A 15,862-nucleotide genomic window follows, 5' to 3' on the forward strand; every position below is an offset into this window, starting at 1 on the left:
CGTCTCGCGTTGAGGACGGCACGTGGCTAGGGTCAGGGCGTGCGCGTCGACATCCTCAGCAAGGAGTACCCACCCACGATCTATGGCGGGGCGGGGGTGCACGTCGCCGAGTTGACCCGGGCCCTGCGCGAACGTGGTGACATCGACGTTCGCGTGCGCGCCTTCGGTCCGCCTCGTGATGAAGACGGAACGACGGGGTATGCCGACCTGGCGGCTCTCGAGGGCGCCAACCCGGCGCTCGTGACGATGGGCGTGGATTTGGCGATCGCCGCCGACTGCAGCGGCACCGACCTCGTGCACTCGCACACCTGGTACGCCAACTTCGCCGGGCACACGGCTTCGCTCCTCGAAGGCGTGCCCCACGTTGTCAGCGCCCACAGTCTTGAGCCGATGCGCCCATGGAAGGCCGAGCAGCTCGGTGGCGGCTACCGGCTGTCCTCGTGGATCGAGCGGACGGCATACGAAGGTGCCGCCGCAGTCATCGCGGTCAGCGACGGCATGCGCAAGGACGTCCTGCGCAGTTATCCGTCGATCGATCCCGCCAAGGTGAAGGTCGTCCACAACGGCATCGACAGCGAGCTCTGGAAGCGCGCCGAGGATCCTGACACCGTGCGACGTCACGGCGTCGACCCCGACCGGCCCAGCGTCATCTTCGTCGGACGGATCACCCGACAGAAGGGCCTGCCCTACCTCCTGCAGGCGGTGGCTGAGCTCCCGCCCGAGGTGCAGATCGTGCTCCTCGCAGGAGCGCCGGACACCCCCGAGATCAAGGCCGAGGTCGAGAAGCTCATCGAAGACCTGCGCAAGACGCGAGATGGCGTTGTGTGGGTCCCGGAGATGTTGCCACGCGCCGAGGTCATCGCATTGCTCTCTGCTGCAACGGTTTTCGTGTGTCCGTCGGTCTACGAGCCGCTCGGGATCGTCAACCTCGAGGCCATGGCGTGTGAGCTGCCTGTTGTCGCGACTGCGACTGGGGGCATCCCCGAAGTCGTTGTCGACGGCGAGACCGGGTGGCTCGTTCCCATCGACCAGGTGCAGGACGGTTCCGGGACGCCTGTCGACTCGGGCCGCTTCGTCGCTGACCTTGCGGCTGCCCTCAACGCGGCTGTGTCAGACCCCGATCGCGCCACGCGTTTCGGACAGGCCGGACGTCACAGGGCTGTGGAGTCGTTCTCCTGGGCGCGCATCGGCGACGAGACCCTCGCGGTCTATCGCGACGTCCTCGGGTGAGCGACCGCGGCGACGCCGGCGTTCGTCGCGTCGACCAGGGCCCGTTCGGCCACGCGTCGCAGGTCGCGCAGCACATCGAGCCGTCCCTGCAGGGTCCGCCCGTCGGGGCCGTCCTGCGGTCCGTCGAGCCCGGCCGCGGCGGCTGTGCTGATGGCTGCTGCGAAGGTGATCGCCCGCAACGCCGGACCGGGGAGCTCGTCGGGCAGCGCCCACGTGCCCGCGCGCGGGAGTGCTTCTCGGGCTGAGACGGCATCGAATGGCTGACCGCCGAGAGCGTCGAGCCGTGCGGTCATCTCGAGGACCGTCATGGTGAGCAGCCGGGTGGACTCGCGTGGGTCGAGTGCCTCGACCCGGTGAACAGGGACGGGATCGCAGTCGTATGCCGTCCAGTCCAGTCGGGTGCCCGTGTCTGCTCCCGTGGCCCCGGGCGCCCCGAACGTCGACCACGTGGGGACGAGCAACGCTCCGAGGCCCGGCGCGACGAGGCACTCCTCGGCGTCGACCGCAGCGGCCCGGGCGTCGGCCCCGGACAAGGGAAGGCTCGTGATGTCGCCGCTCGTCGGCAATGACACGAGGACCGTGCGCTCACCGAGGTCGTGCCACAGGTCGAGGGTGTGGACGCCGGACCCGACCGCGTCGATGTCGGGCAGGGCCGACTCGATGGCGCTGTCGAGGGTCTCGCCCCGGGCCCACGCGGACGTGACCCACAGTGCGATCCGAACAGATGCAGGCAGCTCGGGCATGCCGTCATCGTAGGCACGCGGTGTTCAACTAGGGTTCCGGTCATGAGTGATGTGCTGGCGCTGGCGGGCGTGACTGTCGTCCGCGGGGGAGCGACACTGCTCGACGAGGTCGACTGGGAGGTCGAGGAGGGCCAGCGATGGGTCATCCTGGGTCCCAACGGCGCCGGCAAGACGACGTTGTTGCAGCTGGCCTCGGGCCGCATCCACCCCACGCGCGGCGTCGCGGGCGTGCTCGGTGAGGTCCTCGGAGCGGTCGACGTGTTCGAGCTGCGTCCGCGGATCGGGCTGGCGTCCGCATCCTTGGCGGAGCGCATCCCCGGGGACGAGCGGGTGGGCGACGTCGTCGTCACCGCGTCCTATGGAGTCGTGGGTCGGTGGCGCGAGAGCTATGACGCGCTCGATCACGCGCGTGCCGGCGAGCTGCTCGATGCGCTCGGCGCGGCCCACCTCGTGGACCGGACCTACGGCACGTTGTCGGAAGGCGAGCGCAAGCGCGTCCAGATTGCTCGCGCCCTGATGACCGATCCCGAACTCATGCTGCTCGACGAGCCGGCTGCTGGGCTGGATCTCGGTGGCCGAGAAGACCTCGTTGCGCGACTGGGTGTCCTTGCTGCGGACGTCACGGCTCCGGCACTCATCCTCGTGACCCACCACGTGGAAGAGATCCCGCCCCACTTCACCGACGTCCTCCTCCTGCGTGAGGGGCGCGTCGTCGCCCAGGGGCCGATCGAGATCACCCTGACCGCCGAGAATCTCAGCGAGACCTTCGGCCTTCCGCTTGAGCTGGAGAAGCGCGGTTCCCGGTATGCCGCGTGGTCCCGCTGAGTGACATTGCCGCCGCGCGATCGTGACCAGTTGGCCTTGTTGCCATGTGCTTCATGGGATCGTTGGGCCTCATGGGATCGTTGACCTGACAGAGGCCGTCGAGGGCGACGGCACGAAAGGGGAGTGTCATGGAGTGGCTCACTGATAACCCGTGGGTTGCCTGGGTGGGGGTGGCGCTGATCCTGGCCGCTATCGAAGCGGCAACGGTCGACTTCGTCTTCGTCATGCTTGCCGGTGGCGCACTCGCCGGAGGGCTCGCTGCTGGCCTGGGTGGCAACCTCACGGTGCAGGTCATCATCGCGATTCTCGTCGCCGCACTGCTGCTCTTCGTCGTACGCCCGATGGTCAAGCGCAAGTTCACCGACGGTGCTCACGACAACACCATCGGGGCATCGAGCCTCGTGGGTCGTGAGGCTCGCGTTCTCCAGACCGTCACCGACACCGACGGGCGCGTCAAGCTCGCAGGTGAGACGTGGTCGGCCCGGGTCGCCGAGGGCGCTGAGTCCTTGCGACCGGGCGACGACGTGCGCGTCATCGCCATCCACGGTGCGACGGCCATCGTCGCCGCCGACCGCCACTGACCACTAGGGGATCTCATGATCGAACTTGTCATTCTGGGCCTGCTGCTGCTCTTTGCCGTCATCGTCATCGTGCGCACGGTGCGGATCGTGCCGCAGCAGACCGCGCTCATCATCGAGCGCCTCGGGCGCTACAACGCCACCCTCGAGGGCGGCATACATTTCCTCGTGCCCTTCGTCGACAAGGTGCGCGCCAACATCGACCTGCGTGAGCAGGTCGTCTCGTTCCCGCCGCAGCCGGTGATCACGAGCGACAACCTCGTCGTCAACATCGACACGGTCATCTACTACTCCGTCATCGACGCCAAGTCCGCGGTCTACGAGATCGCGAACTTCATCCAGGGCATCGAGCAGCTCACCGTCACCACGCTCCGCAACGTCATCGGTTCGCTCGACCTCGAGCAGACCCTGACCAGCCGCGACCAGATCAACGCCCAGCTCCGCGGGGTCCTGGACGAGGCCACGGGCAAGTGGGGCATTCGCGTCAACCGCGTCGAGCTCAAGGCGATTGACCCGCCCATGTCGATCCAGGAGTCCATGGAGAAGCAGATGAAGGCCGAGCGTGAGCGCCGCGCCATCATCCTCACCGCCGAGGGCGCGAAGCAGTCGAACATCCTCACGGCCGAGGGTGAGAAGCAGAGCCAGATCCTGCGCGCCGAGGGTTCGGCACAGGCCCGGGTCCTCGAGGCCCAGGGCCAGGCTCGCGCCATCCAGCAGGTCTTCGACGCGATCCACCGTGGCAAGCCGACCCAGAAGCTCCTCGCCTACCAGTACCTCCAGGTGCTCCCGCAGATCGCCCGTGGTGACTCCAACAAGATGTGGATCATCCCGAGCGAGCTCACCGACGCCCTCAAGGGCATCGGCGGCATGCTCGGTCGCGACGGCCAAGGCGGCGGCAACGGTGGCGGTTTCACTGACGACGACGCCGAGCCGTGGGAGCCGTCCGAAGAGATGAAGACCGTGTTCGACGACACCGTCCTCGCGGACCCGGCCCAGGCGCTGGCCGAGGCCCGGGGCGAAGCGGGCCAAGCCTCGCGTGAGGCCAAGGACCATGCGCAACCCCCGGCACGGCAGCAGCCGCCCCTGACGCCTTCGGCGGACGCCGTTCCCCCGCGGACGCCGCAGGCGGACCCTGCCCCGCAGGCGGAGCCCACCCCGCCGACGGACCCCGCTCCGCCGACGGACCCCGCTCCGCCGCGCGAGAGCTGAGGTGGGCGCCGCCGAGGCAGCGCTCATCTTTGCGGTCGGCGTCGTCGCCGGCACGATCAACACCGTCGTCGGTTCCGGGACCTTGGTGACCTTCCCGACGTTGCTCTTCCTCGGCTACGCGCCGGTGATGGCCAACGTCTCCAACACCATCGGGCTCGTGGCGGGTGGTCTCACTGGTTCGTGGGGCTACCGCCACGAGCTTCGTGGTGCCATGGGCACGCTCCTCCGCTGGGCGCCGATGTCGCTCTTGGGCGGCATCAGCGGCGCGGTGCTGTTGCTCGTCCTCGACCCGGCAGCTTTCAGGGCGATCGTCCCGGTCCTCATCGGCCTCGGCGTTCTGCTCGTCGCGTTCGGACCACGACTCACTGCGTGGTCGACGGCTCGGCGCGGTGACTCAACGTCGACCGCGCTCGATGAGCACTCGGGTCGGCGCGCAGCCGTGCTCATGTTCTGTGTCTTCGCGACCGCGATCTACGGTGGCTACTTCGGAGCTGCTCAGGGCGTCATCCTCATGGGGATCCTCACGACGCTGACGAGCGAAACCCTGCAAAGGCTCAACGGCATCAAGAACGTCCTGGCCACGATCGTCAACAGCGTCGCCGCGCTGACCTTCATCATCGTCGCGCCCGATCAGGTCCATTGGGGCGTGGCCGGGCTGATCGCCGCAGGCTCCCTGCTGGGTGGCGTCCTCGGGGCCCGGGTCGGACGGCGGCTCCCGCCCACCGTCCTGCGCTCCGTCATCATCGTCATCGGACTCGTCGCCATCGCGCGGATGATCTGGTTCTCGTGATCGACTGGCCCGTCGTCCTGGGACTCGGGGCCGCCCTGTTTGCCGGGGCGTTCGTGCAGTCCTCGATCGGCTTCGGTATGGCCGTGGTCGCCGCGCCGTTCATCGTCGTGTTCGCCCCCGACCTCATGCCAGGGGCACTGCTCGTCACGAGCTTCTCACTGCCCGTCGTTCAGCTGGGGCTGGCTCCGGTCGACATCGCTTGGCGCTCCCTGTCGTGGGCCCTGCTCGGGCGACTGTTGCTCACTCCCGTCGGGGTCGCCGTCGTAGCCCTGCTCTCGGTGCGCTCGATCTCGGTCATCGTCGCGGTTCTCATCCTGCTGACGGTGGCCACGTCGCTCACGTCCATCCGGATCCGCAACACTCCGGGCACGGCGGTCGCAGCCGGGAGTCTGGCGGGCATCACGGGGACGGCGACGAGCATCGGCGGACCGTTCCTGGCCCTCGTCCTGCAACACGAGAAACCCAATCGGGTCCGGTCAACGCTCGCGGCCTTCTTCCTCCTGGGAGCCGTGATCTCGACGTCTGCCCTGGGGATCGCCGGCGAGTTCACGCAACACCAGCTTCTCTCGGGTCTCGCGTGGATCCCCTTCATTCTCCTTGGGTATGCCGCCGCCGCACCTCTGCGCTCCCGTCTCGACACGGAGCGGCTGCGGCGAGCTGTGCTCGGCTTCTGCGTCGTCGCCGGGGTGAGCATCCTCTTGCGCGCATTCGTGTTCTGAGCGCACACCTCCTAGCCTCACCTCGTGCCCATTCGGATCACTGACCCCACCGACGACCGCGTCCGCGACTACGTCGCCCTCACTGACGTGGCGCTGCGTCGTCGCACCGAGCCTGAGCGCGGCCTCTACATCGCCGAGTCCGAGAAGGTCATCCGGCGGGCTCTGGCGGCCGGGCACCGGCCGCGGTCCTATCTCATGGCGGAGCGCTGGCTCACTGACCTCGACGACCTTGTCCGTGAAGCCGAGCAGGACGGCATACCCGTCTTCGTGGCCGACCACGACGTCATCGAGGGCTTCACCGGATTCCACCTCCACCGTGGCGCACTCGCCTCGATGCAGCGCCCTCAGTTGCGCAGCGTCGAGGATGTCGTCGCCGGCGCGCGGCGGGTGCTCGTCCTCGAGGACGTCGTCGACCACACCAACGTCGGAGCGGTCTTCCGCAGTGTCGCGGGCCTCGGGTTGGATGCCGTGCTCGTCACGCCCCGATGCGCAGACCCGCTCTATCGCAGGGCCATCCGGGTGTCGATGGGCACCGTCTTTCAGGTTCCTTGGACACGCATCGACCCGTGGCCCGGTGGCATGGATCTATTGCGGGACAGCGGTTTCACGGTCGCAGCACTCGCTCTGGCCCATGACGCCGTCGGGCTCGACGAACTCGCAGCCCACCCGCCAGAACGATTGGCGCTCGTCCTCGGCACCGAAGGCGATGGGCTGAGTCGACGCGCCGTCGAGGGCGCAGACATGGTTGTCACGATCCCGATGTCCGGGGGAGTGGACTCGCTCAACGTGGCCGCGGCCGGCGCCGTCGCTGCCTGGGCCCTGCGTGTCCGTTGACCTAGCGGACGAGGCGGTCGAGCAACGCCTGCAGCTCAGCGGCAGGGTCCTCAGCGGTGCCACCGTGCACGCCGGACGGCTGGAGGACGGTGCTGCGCGGCGCACTGAGCCAACCGAACCTCTTGCCCGGTGTCGCGAGTCGTGGACGCCCGCCGCCGTCGGTGCCGGCACACACGTCGTCGACGACCGCCAATGAGTCGATCACGGCATCGATGTCGAGATCGGGGGCAAAGCACCTCAGCCGCTCAGCGTCGACGTGGCAGGCCGCCTGGAGGAAGCCGGCAGACTGCGAGAAGAGCACGACGCCGACATTGAGGCACTCGCCTCGGTCCACGCGCGGCACGCACTTGAGGACGACGTACTGGTAGGGGTGGCTCATCGTGCCGCCTCCCACCAGACGCTGGCGTTCTCGAGTCGTCGACTGAGGTGCTCGACGTATGCCGTGCGCACCGCTTCCGGGTCGTCGAGACCGGGTGCCGGCTCGAGCCACTCGTCGGGGACGAGTCCCACGACTTCGGCAAGCAGGTCGGGCGTGATGGTCGCCGTCGCACGGGCATGGGCCGCCGCGAGGTCGCCGGCCACGTCTCCGAGCACGTGCTCGGACGTGTCGAAAGGTTGTCCGGCGAACCTACTGGCATCGGCGCCGCGACTGGGCCACGAGTGGTGGAACCAGATCGCCGCACCATGGTCGATGGCCCAGACGTCGCGGTTCCAGACCAGGAGGTTGGGGTTGGACCAGGTGCGGTCGACGTTGGCCGTGAAGGCATCGAGCCAGACGATGTCGGCGGCCTCTTCGGCACTCGGCGGACGGGAGCCGTCGTAGCCGAAGGACCCGGGAAGGAAGTCGACAGCGAGGTTGTCACCCGGGCTGGCATTGAGGAGGTCCTGGACTTCCTCATCGGCCTCATAGCGGGCGATCGCGGGTGGCATGTCGATGACGGCCATCTCGGGGACTCGGATCCCCAGTCGTCGGGCGAGCTCACCGACGATGACCTCGGCCACGAGAACCTTGAGCCCTTGGCCGGCGCCACGGAACTTCACGACATAGGTGCCGTCGTCGGAAGCCTCGACGATTCCCGGGAGGGATCCTCCCTCGCGCAGTGGCGTGACGAACCTCGTCGCAGTGATGTGGGGCAGCACGTTCACAGGTTACGGGAGGGGCTAGGGTCGAACGGACGTCCACGCGAGGAGATGCATGAGCACGACGCAAGGGCGGCTGCTCGGCGGTCGCTATCGACTTGGCGCCCCGCAGGGGCGAGGTGGCATGGCCGTGGTGTGGCGTGCCGACGACGAGATGCTCGGTCGTGAGGTGGCCGTCAAGACTGTCGACCTCACCGGGCCCGACAGCGACAACGCGGGCGAGCGCTTCCGGCGTGAGGCACGGGCGACCGCGGCTCTGAATCACCCGCACATCGTCACGGTCTTCGACACGGGTGTCGAGGACCACACGGCATACCTCGTCATGGAGCTTCTCCCGGGACCGACGCTCGCCGAGCAGGTGCGCGACTCCGGTCCGTTGCCCGTCGACGAGGTGCGCATCATCGGCTACGAGGTGGCCGGAGCATTGCAGGCCGCCCACGACGCCGGCATCGTGCACCGAGACATCAAGCCCGGCAACATCTCGTATGCCGCGGACGGCACCGCCAAGGTCCTCGACTTCGGCATCACCCAGCTCGTCGACGAGGCGCTGGGGCAGCACCAACTGACGATGACCGACACGATCGTCGGCACGGCCGAGTATCTCGCGCCCGAGCAGGCGACCGGGCAGCGCGTCGACGCCCGCGCCGATCTCTATGCCCTCGGATGTGTCCTGCACACGTTGTTGACTGGCAAGCCACCGTTCACAGCTCCCACGCCGGTGGCCATCCTCATGAAGCACGCCCACGACATCCCCGGGGATGTCCGCGACCTTCGTCCGGACACTCCCGCAGACCTTGCCGCCATCGTCACCTCGCTCCTTGCCAAGGACCCTGCGCTGCGTCCGCAGTCTGGAAGTGAGGTCGCCGAGCTGCTGCGCTCCCACACCGCGCCAGCCGTGACCGAGGTGCTTCGACCGGCGGCTGCGGCCGCCGCGCCGACGAGCGTGGTGCCGCGACAGGAAGAGTGGAACGAGCCGGCCTACCCAGAGCCTGCAGAGCCGGCCTGGGAAGCCGAGCCGCGACGATCGCGCACCTGGATCTGGCTCCTGCTCCTGGCGGCCGCCCTCGCTGCCGCCGGCATCTGGTGGGTCCTTCAGAACCAGGCCAACGACACCACAAACACGCCCACCAACAGCACGCCGAACTCGCAGACCACGCCGGCGGCACCGACGACGGAGCCCGCCACGCCCACACCGCAGACGTCAACGCCCAACCCGACCGTGACGGTGACGACCACACCTACACCGTCATCGACGCCAACGACACCCACGACGCCCCCACCTCCGGCCGAGACCGGCAAGGCGGTCACCGACGCCACCGCGGCAATGGGAGACGCGGTGGGCGGTCTGTCTGCGGACGACCTCGACTCGGACGTGGCGAAGACGATCCAGGGCAAGTTGCGCGACATCAACAAGGCCGTCCGCGACGAAGACGCGCCGGCGGTGAACTCCCTTGTCGGCGACATCGAGAGCGAACTCGACCAGGCCCTGCAGGAAGACAAGCTCAGTGGTACCGGAGCCGCTGCACTCGAGGGACCGCTGGGCGACCTTGGTGAGGCGGCTGACACGTTCGGCTCCTGAGCGAGGTTTACGGGCGGTACGGTCCGCCCATGGATTCCGCTCTCATCTCCGTCGGCCTGCCGATCGCGCTCGCCGTCATCATGTTCGGTCTCGGCCTGTCACTGACGCCTGGTGACTTCCGCCGAGTGGCCCAAAGTCCGCGTGCCGTGGCGATCGCCCTCGTCTGCCAGCTCGTGATTCTGCCGTTGGTGGCGTTCGGGCTCGTCAAGCTCTTCGACCTGCCGCCCTTGCTCGCCGTGGGCTTCGTGATCCTTGCCGCGTCTCCAGGTGGGACGACGGCCAACCTCTACAGCCACCTCTTCCGGGGTGATGTCGCGCTCAACATCACCCTCACGGCGATCAACTCGGTCATCGCGATCGTCACGCTTCCACTGCTGACTGGGTGGGCCATCGCCCACTTCGTCGACGAGTCGACCCAGATCGGGCTCCAGTTCGACAAGCTCCTGCAGGTCTTCGCCATCGTCCTCATCCCCGTCCTCGCCGGGATGCTCGTGCGGCATCGATCGGCCGCTTTCGCCGATCGCATGGACCGACCCGTGCGCACCGCCTCAGCGATTCTGCTGATCGCGGTCGTCGTCGGGGCGATGTTCTCCGAGAGGGACAACATCACCACGTACCTCGTCCAGGTGGGGGTCGTGGCAGCGATCTTCTGCCTCATTTCGTTGACCGTGGGTTACCTGATTCCGCGCCGACTGGGTCTCACTGAGGACCAAGCCGTGGCCTGTGGCTTCGAGATCGGTATCCACAACAGCACCCTGGCCATCGCGATGGCGATCACGGTCATCGGCAACGCAGAGATGTCGGTCCCGTCGGCGGTCTACGGGGTGCTGATGTTCCCGATCGCGGCGGTGTTCGGAATCGCGGTCCGTAACCGTGCCGTCCTGAGCAGCAGCGACAGGTCGAAGTCGGCGAGCCAGCGCGGCCGCTGACACGCCCCGACCAGCCACAGGGCAAAGAGAAGCGCCCCGAGTCCTTGACCTGCAAGGACTCGGGGCGCGATCTGTGTCCGAGGGGGGACTTGAACCCCCACCCTCTATACGAGGACTAGCACCTCAAGCTAGCGCGTCTGCCATTTCCGCCACCCGGACGAGGTGTTCGCAGCACCCGTGGAGCGGTGCCTGCAACGTGCCGGAACTTTACACGGCATACCGGCGCATCGAGAAATCGGGTCTGCGACCTAGGGTGGAAGGCATGACACAGACCACGAAGAGCCGCCCCGAGGACGAGGTCGTCGGCATCTGTCAGGACCTCATCCGCATCGACACGTCGAACTACGGTGACGGCTCTGGCCCGGGGGAACGGGCCGCTGCCGACCACGTCGCCGGACTCTTCCGCGAGGTCGGGCTCGAGCCGGAGATCATCGAATCGGACCCGGGCCGTGCCTCGGTCGTCGTGCGCATCCCGGGCGCCGACCGCGAGCGCGGGGCACTCTGCATCCACGGCCACCTCGATGTCGTCCCCGCCGACGCCAAGGACTGGGAGGTCGACCCGTTCTCAGGGCTTGAGAAGGACGGCTGCATCTGGGGTCGTGGCGCGGTCGACATGAAGGACATGGACGCGATGATCATCGCCTGTGTCCGACACATCGCCCGTGAGGGCATCGTCCCGCCGCGCGACCTCGTCATCGCGTTCTTCGCCGACGAGGAGGCCGGGGGAGTCAGGGGCTCCCACTTCCTCATCGAGAACCGCCCCGACCTGTTCGAGGGCGTCAGCGAAGCCATCAGCGAGGTCGGTGGCTACAGCGTCACCGTGCCGACGGCCGACGGCGGCGAAACCCGCGCCTACCTCCTGCAGACCGCAGAGAAGGGCATCGCCTGGATCCGGCTCACCGCCACAGGTCGCGCCGGACACGGCTCGGTGCCCAATGACGAGAACCCCATCGCCCGCCTCGCCGAGGCGATCAGCCGTCTTGCTGCGCACAAGTGGCCCCGCGAATACATCCCGTCCGTGCGCACCCTCCTCGACGGACTGAGCGAACTCACCGGGGTGAGCTACTCCGACGAGGACGCCGAGGAACTGCTCGAACACCTCGGCGGTGCACAGGGATTCGTGCGAGGCACGTTGCAGGACACGAGCAACGTGACGATGCTCGACGCCGGCTACAAGCACAACGTCATCCCGCAGCACGCGAGCGCCAACGTCGACTGCCGCTTCCTGCCGGGTCATGAGGATGAGCTCATGCAGACCGTCAAGGACCTCGTGGGAGAGCACGTCACGATCGAGGTGCTCCACCGCGACATCGCCCTGGACTCGCCTTTCGAGGGCCCGCTCGTCGAGGCCATGGTCGCGGCGCTCAAGGCCGAGGACCCCGACGCCGAGGTGCTGCCCTACTGCCTCTCCGGCGGCACGGACAACAAGGCGCTCTCACTGCTGGGGATCACGGGCTACGGCTTCGCACCATTGCGGCTTCCGGCGGATCTCGATTTTGCACCGATGTTCCACGGCATCAACGAGCGCGTGCCCACCGAGTCGTTACGATTCGGTGCCCGGGTCCTGCAGCGGCTCATCGAGACCAGCTGACCTTCAGCCGCGGTCTTCGGCCACGAGTGCGCTGGGTGGTGAGGACGTCCGGCGAGCGCGGATGATCTTGCGCCGCAACCAGGTTCGCGTGATGCCACCGATGTAGATGCGAGTGCGGTGCAGTTCCCAGCGGCCGTATTCGGCATGCTCCGTGAGTTCACGTCGGATGTCGCCCCGGCCGGTGTCGCGTCCGAACGACAGGACCCGATACTCATATTCGACCATCGACCCATTGTGACGCACGAGGCGCTACCGTTCTGGACTATGAGCGCCGACCCACGTGCCGCCCTTTCCCTCCTCGTCTCCGCCTTCGAACGTCACCTCGAGGCGTGCTCTGGTCGTCGCGGTGAGGACGACCCGACGGTGGCGGCGGCCTACGACGACCTGCTGGACGCGTTCGAGACCTACGACAACGTGCTCTACGAAGCCTTCGGCGAGATGACACCGCTCGACGTCTATACCGGCGACGACAGCGACGATGATGATGATGACGACGAGGACGACCTGGATGAGGACGACCTCGACGAGGACGACGACGACGGCGTTTACTCCGGGCTCGACGACGAGGAGTTCGACGACGAGTCGGATGACAGCACTACCGACGGCGAGCAGGCGGACGCCAGCCGCAACGTAGACGCGTAGGTCCGCTGACTGAACCTCGGTGACGGCGAGGTCGCACGCCGCCACTACGGTTGACGCCATGCGACTGGCAGTGAATCTCGGCTACATGGGGCTCTCCACGAGCCAGGACATGCTCACTCTGGCGGCAGAGGCTGACCGCCTCGGCTACGACTCGGCGTGGGTCGCCGAGGCCTACGGCAGCGACACGGTGAGCTTCCTGGCGTGGATCGGCGCAAAGACCGAACACATCGGTCTCGGCTCTGCGGTGATGCAGATCCCGGCCCGCACCCCGGCCATGACGGCCATGACCGCCGCGACGCTGGATCACCTCTCCGCAGGACGTTTCCGGCTCGGCCTCGGAGTCTCTGGGCCCCAGGTGAGTGAGGGCTGGCACGGCGTGCGCTTCGCCAAGCCCCTGGCCCGGACGCGTGAGTACGTCGAGATCGTGCGCCAAGCCCTGGCCCGTCAACGCGTGGAGTATGCCGGTGAGCACTTCACGCTTCCGCTTCCCGATGGTCCGGGCAAAGCACTCAAGCTGACCATCGCTCCCACCCAGGAAAACCTTCCGATCTATCTCGCAGCGGTGGGTCCCAAGAACCTTGAACTCACCGGCGAAATTGCCGACGGCTGGCTCGCGATCTTCTTCTCGCCCGAGCACTCCGGCGACATCGTCGAGTCCATCGCCGCAGGACGGCGTGCCGCGGGCAAGGGCGCCGAGGACAACCCGCTCGACGGGTTCGACATCGTTCCGACCGTCCCGGTCGTCATCACCGACGATGTCAAAGCGGGCGCGAGCGCGGTCGCGGCATACTCCGCGCTCTACATCGGCGGCATGGGCTCCAAGGAGAAGAACTTCTACAACCAGCTCGCCTGCCGCATGGGCTTCGAGAAGGAGGCTGCCCGGGTCCAGGAGCTCTTCCTGGCCGGACAGCACCGTGACGCGGCAGAGGCCGTGCCGTTCGAATTCATCGACGCGACCTCACTCATCGGTTCACCCGAACGGATCGGTGAGCGCATCGGGCGCTACGCCGATGCCGGGGTCACGACGCTGGCCGTGTCGCCCTTCGCGTTGACGACCGAGGAGCGGCTCGAGACCCTCCGTGTCATGTCCGAGCTTGTCCCGTCCACCGCCCAGGAAAGCCTCGCCCCGTGATCTTCGCCGTCGACGCACCCGTCGAACTCAGCTACTTCCAGTCCGTTGTCCTCGGCATCGTCGAAGGCCTCACCGAGTACCTCCCGGTCTCGTCCACCGGCCACCTCACGATCGCCGAGAAGCTTCTCGGTATGCCGGTCGACGCACCTGCCGTCACGGCATACACCGCGTTGATCCAGATCGGCGCGATCCTTGCGACGTTCACCTACTTCGGCAAGAAGATCCTGCGGCTCTTCCTCGCCTGGGTCGCGGGACTGCGCAGCGCGGAGGCGCGCCAGAACCACGACTACCAGCTTGCGTGGGCGGTCATCGTCGGCTCCCTGCCCGTCGTCGTCACTGCCCTGCTCCTCAAGGACCTCATCTCCGGGCCGTTGCGCAGCCTGTGGGTCGTCGCTGGCGCGCTCGTCCTGTGGAGTGCCGTCATGTGGGTGGCCGAACGCCGTCACGACGTCCTCGAGGCACAGGGTGAGCAGCGAGGTGAGGACGCGCTGACGGTCAAGGACGGGCTCATCATCGGTCTCGTCCAGTGCTTCTCGCTCGTCCCCGGTGTCTCACGTTCGGGGGCGACCATCTCGGCTGGCCTCATGCGCGGCATCGACCGCGTCACGTCGACCGAGTTGTCGTTCTTCCTCGCTATCCCTGCGCTGACTGGTGCCGGCATCTATCAGACGCTCGAGAACGGCGATGCGCTCCAGGCCCTCGGCGTCGGCCCGATCATCACCGGGATGGTCGTGGCGTTCGTCGTCGCCTATGCATCCATCGCCTGGTTGCTCAAGTTCGTCCAGAACAACTCGCTCATGTCGTTCATCGCCTACCGCGTCGTTCTCGGAGCGATCATGTTCCTCGCGCTCGGGGCCGGCTGGATCACCGCGACCTGACGCCTGCACTGCGGTGGGTCAGGTATTGCCGGGGGCCAGGGTCCGCTGGGTCAGAGCCACTTGACGCGTTTGAACGTCACCCAGAGGCTGACGCACACGGTCGTCATGAGGCCGAGGATCATGAAGTAGCCGTACTGCCAGCGCAGCTCGGGCATGTTGTCGAAGTTCATCCCGTAGATCCCGGCGATCGCCGTCGGCACTGCGGCGATCGCGACCCACGCCGAGATCTTGCGCATGTCACCGTTCTGCTGCACAGAGATCTTGGCGAGGTTGGCGCTCAGGACATCGGTGAGAAGCCGGTCGTAGGACTCGATGCGGTCCGCGACGAAGTGCAGGTGGTCGTCGATGTCTCGGAACAGCAGCCGCAACTCGTCATCGGGTAGCGGGCTGCGGGGACTCGTGTGCAGGATCTGCAACGGGGACCCGAGCGGGGTGATGGCACGGCGGAACTCGAGCACTTCCCGCTTGAGGCGGTAGATGGTGTCCGACGACACGAGCCCTTCCGAGAAGACCGCCTCCTCGATCTCATCGATGTCACGGGCGACTTCGACGTCGATGTCGCGGTACTGGTCGACGATGCGGTCGATGATCGCGTGCAGGGCTGCCATCGGCCCGAGCGCCAACTTGTCCGGCTCGTCCTCGAGCTCTTTGCGCACGCCGGCCAACGGGCTGATCTCACCGCGGCGGATCGTGAGAACGAAGTGCTCACCGACGTGGACCATGAGCTCGCCGGTCTCGATGTCGGACGTGGCCTCGATATAGCTCAGCGTCTTGAGGACGACGAAGATGTTGCGTCCGTAGAGCTCGATCTTGGCGCGCTGGCGGCCGCTGACAGCATCCTCGATGGCGAGGGGGTGCAGGCCGAGACCGAGCTCCTCGTTGGCGTTCTCGAGCTCCGCCATCGAGGGGTCCTTGAGGCCGATCCAGAGGAAGTCAGTGCTCGTCCCGGCAGCCCTCAGGGCGTCCAGTTCGTCACTGAGATCGCCGCACGATCCGCGCTTGCCGTCTCGATAGAGCGCCTTGTCGATGATCACCCGCGACAT

Annotated in this window: 18 protein-coding genes and 1 tRNA gene; 13 read left to right on the forward strand and 6 right to left on the reverse strand. The window is 67.2% G+C overall.

Annotated features, from left to right (window positions below; genetic code table 11):
- Window positions 1-39 precede the first annotated feature (39 nt).
- A complete protein-coding gene (gene glgA, locus V6K52_RS10200; RefSeq protein WP_353950006.1) occupies window positions 40-1,230 on the forward strand; it encodes a glycogen synthase in 1,191 nt (396 codons plus the stop codon).
- On the opposite strand, the gene V6K52_RS10205 is transcribed toward glgA, so the two are convergent.
- Window positions 1,209-1,973 carry a hypothetical protein gene (locus tag V6K52_RS10205; RefSeq protein ID WP_353950007.1) on the reverse strand — a complete coding sequence of 255 codons (765 nt, stop codon included), beginning with the start codon at window positions 1,971-1,973 and terminating at the stop codon, window positions 1,209-1,211. The genes glgA and V6K52_RS10205 overlap by 22 nt on opposite strands.
- 42 nt (window positions 1,974-2,015) lie before the next feature.
- Here V6K52_RS10205 and V6K52_RS10210 point away from each other — a divergent pair, with 42 nt between their 5' ends.
- The 6 genes from V6K52_RS10210 to V6K52_RS10235 all read left to right on the forward strand — a co-directional run bounded on the left by V6K52_RS10210 (window position 2,016) and on the right by V6K52_RS10235 (window position 6,928).
- Complete coding sequence (locus V6K52_RS10210) at window positions 2,016-2,798, forward strand: ABC transporter ATP-binding protein (protein ID WP_353950008.1); 783 nt, start codon at window positions 2,016-2,018, stop codon at window positions 2,796-2,798.
- Window positions 2,799-2,926: 128 nt separating this feature from the next.
- A complete protein-coding gene (locus tag V6K52_RS10215; RefSeq protein ID WP_353950009.1) occupies window positions 2,927-3,379 on the forward strand; it encodes an NfeD family protein in 453 nt (150 codons plus the stop codon).
- Window positions 3,380-3,394: 15 nt separating this feature from the next.
- Window positions 3,395-4,585 carry an SPFH domain-containing protein gene (locus V6K52_RS10220; RefSeq protein ID WP_353950010.1) on the forward strand — a complete coding sequence of 397 codons (1,191 nt, stop codon included), beginning with the start codon at window positions 3,395-3,397 and terminating at the stop codon, window positions 4,583-4,585.
- A gap of 1 nt (window position 4,586) precedes the next feature.
- A complete protein-coding gene (locus V6K52_RS10225) occupies window positions 4,587-5,375 on the forward strand; it encodes a sulfite exporter TauE/SafE family protein (protein ID WP_353950011.1) in 789 nt (262 codons plus the stop codon).
- Window positions 5,372-6,094, forward strand: coding sequence for a sulfite exporter TauE/SafE family protein (locus V6K52_RS10230; protein WP_353950012.1), 723 nt, complete (start codon window positions 5,372-5,374; stop codon window positions 6,092-6,094). The genes V6K52_RS10225 and V6K52_RS10230 overlap by 4 nt, the downstream gene beginning before the upstream one ends.
- 24 nt (window positions 6,095-6,118) lie before the next feature.
- On the forward strand, window positions 6,119-6,928 hold the full coding sequence (locus tag V6K52_RS10235; protein WP_353950013.1) for an RNA methyltransferase: 810 nt from the start codon (window positions 6,119-6,121) through the stop codon (window positions 6,926-6,928).
- A 1-nt stretch (window position 6,929) separates the two neighbouring features.
- On the opposite strand, the gene V6K52_RS10240 is transcribed toward V6K52_RS10235, so the two are convergent.
- Window positions 6,930-7,307, reverse strand: a complete 378-nt coding sequence (locus V6K52_RS10240; RefSeq protein WP_353950014.1) for a DUF3037 domain-containing protein — start codon at window positions 7,305-7,307, stop codon at window positions 6,930-6,932.
- Window positions 7,304-8,068, reverse strand: coding sequence for a HipA family kinase (locus tag V6K52_RS10245; protein ID WP_353950015.1), 765 nt, complete (start codon window positions 8,066-8,068; stop codon window positions 7,304-7,306). The genes V6K52_RS10240 and V6K52_RS10245 overlap by 4 nt, the downstream gene beginning before the upstream one ends.
- Window positions 8,069-8,123: 55 nt before the next feature.
- Between V6K52_RS10245 and V6K52_RS10250 the strand changes: the two genes are divergently transcribed.
- Both V6K52_RS10250 and V6K52_RS10255 read left to right on the forward strand, forming a co-directional pair.
- Complete coding sequence (locus V6K52_RS10250; protein WP_353950016.1) at window positions 8,124-9,647, forward strand: serine/threonine-protein kinase; 1,524 nt, start codon at window positions 8,124-8,126, stop codon at window positions 9,645-9,647.
- 29 nt (window positions 9,648-9,676) lie between these two features.
- Complete coding sequence (locus V6K52_RS10255; RefSeq protein ID WP_353950017.1) at window positions 9,677-10,576, forward strand: bile acid:sodium symporter family protein; 900 nt, start codon at window positions 9,677-9,679, stop codon at window positions 10,574-10,576.
- A gap of 74 nt (window positions 10,577-10,650) precedes the next feature.
- Here the strand turns inward: V6K52_RS10255 and V6K52_RS10260 are convergent.
- Window positions 10,651-10,735: transfer RNA gene (locus V6K52_RS10260), tRNA-Leu, on the reverse strand.
- 103 nt (window positions 10,736-10,838) lie between these two features.
- On the opposite strand from V6K52_RS10260, the gene V6K52_RS10265 reads away from it, so the two are divergent.
- Window positions 10,839-12,167, forward strand: coding sequence for a M20/M25/M40 family metallo-hydrolase (locus V6K52_RS10265; protein WP_353950018.1), 1,329 nt, complete (start codon window positions 10,839-10,841; stop codon window positions 12,165-12,167).
- A gap of 3 nt (window positions 12,168-12,170) precedes the next feature.
- On the opposite strand, the gene V6K52_RS10270 is transcribed toward V6K52_RS10265, so the two are convergent.
- On the reverse strand, window positions 12,171-12,392 hold the full coding sequence (locus V6K52_RS10270; protein WP_353950019.1) for a DUF5703 family protein: 222 nt from the start codon (window positions 12,390-12,392) through the stop codon (window positions 12,171-12,173).
- 39 nt (window positions 12,393-12,431) lie between these two features.
- On the opposite strand from V6K52_RS10270, the gene V6K52_RS10275 reads away from it, so the two are divergent.
- From V6K52_RS10275 to V6K52_RS10285, 3 genes are read left to right on the forward strand one after another with little or no spacing between them, the layout of a single operon-like run.
- On the forward strand, window positions 12,432-12,809 hold the full coding sequence (locus V6K52_RS10275) for a hypothetical protein (RefSeq protein ID WP_353950020.1): 378 nt from the start codon (window positions 12,432-12,434) through the stop codon (window positions 12,807-12,809).
- A 58-nt stretch (window positions 12,810-12,867) separates the two neighbouring features.
- Entirely contained in the window at window positions 12,868-13,941 is a 1,074-nt protein-coding gene (locus V6K52_RS10280; RefSeq protein ID WP_353950021.1) for an LLM class F420-dependent oxidoreductase, read from the forward strand.
- The gene (locus V6K52_RS10285; protein WP_353950022.1) at window positions 13,938-14,819 is read left to right on the forward strand and encodes an undecaprenyl-diphosphate phosphatase; all 882 of its coding nucleotides are present in this window, start codon (window positions 13,938-13,940) and stop codon (window positions 14,817-14,819) included. Before V6K52_RS10280 ends, V6K52_RS10285 begins: the two co-directional genes overlap by 4 nt.
- 50 nt (window positions 14,820-14,869) lie before the next feature.
- On the opposite strand, the gene V6K52_RS10290 is transcribed toward V6K52_RS10285, so the two are convergent.
- On the reverse strand, window positions 14,870-15,862 hold the full coding sequence (locus tag V6K52_RS10290; RefSeq protein WP_353950023.1) for a magnesium and cobalt transport protein CorA: 993 nt from the start codon (window positions 15,860-15,862) through the stop codon (window positions 14,870-14,872).

Origin of the sequence: Knoellia sp. S7-12 (assembly GCF_040518285.1) — a bacterium.
Taxonomy (GTDB): Bacteria; Actinomycetota; Actinomycetes; order Actinomycetales; family Dermatophilaceae; genus Knoellia.

Excerpts from the sequence above, each read along its gene's own strand:
- V6K52_RS10220 (WP_353950010.1), top strand. The coding sequence starts at position 3,395 with ATGATCGAACTTGTCATTCTGGGCCTGCTGCTGCTCTTTGCCGTCATC.
- V6K52_RS10275 (WP_353950020.1), top strand. The coding sequence starts at position 12,432 with ATGAGCGCCGACCCACGTGCCGCCCTTTCCCTCCTCGTCTCCGCCTTC.
- V6K52_RS10265 (WP_353950018.1), top strand. The coding sequence starts at position 10,839 with ATGACACAGACCACGAAGAGCCGCCCCGAGGACGAGGTCGTCGGCATC.
- V6K52_RS10205 (WP_353950007.1), bottom strand. The coding sequence starts at position 1,973 with ATGCCCGAGCTGCCTGCATCTGTTCGGATCGCACTGTGGGTCACGTCC.
- V6K52_RS10280 (WP_353950021.1), top strand. The coding sequence starts at position 12,868 with ATGCGACTGGCAGTGAATCTCGGCTACATGGGGCTCTCCACGAGCCAG.
- V6K52_RS10255 (WP_353950017.1), top strand. The coding sequence starts at position 9,677 with ATGGATTCCGCTCTCATCTCCGTCGGCCTGCCGATCGCGCTCGCCGTC.
- V6K52_RS10250 (WP_353950016.1), top strand. The coding sequence starts at position 8,124 with ATGAGCACGACGCAAGGGCGGCTGCTCGGCGGTCGCTATCGACTTGGC.
- V6K52_RS10290 (WP_353950023.1), bottom strand. The coding sequence starts at position 15,862 with ATGTCGCGGGTGATCATCGACAAGGCGCTCTATCGAGACGGCAAGCGC.
- V6K52_RS10240 (WP_353950014.1), bottom strand. The coding sequence starts at position 7,307 with ATGAGCCACCCCTACCAGTACGTCGTCCTCAAGTGCGTGCCGCGCGTG.
- V6K52_RS10270 (WP_353950019.1), bottom strand. The coding sequence starts at position 12,392 with ATGGTCGAATATGAGTATCGGGTCCTGTCGTTCGGACGCGACACCGGC.
- V6K52_RS10210 (WP_353950008.1), top strand. The coding sequence starts at position 2,016 with ATGAGTGATGTGCTGGCGCTGGCGGGCGTGACTGTCGTCCGCGGGGGA.
- V6K52_RS10215 (WP_353950009.1), top strand. The coding sequence starts at position 2,927 with ATGGAGTGGCTCACTGATAACCCGTGGGTTGCCTGGGTGGGGGTGGCG.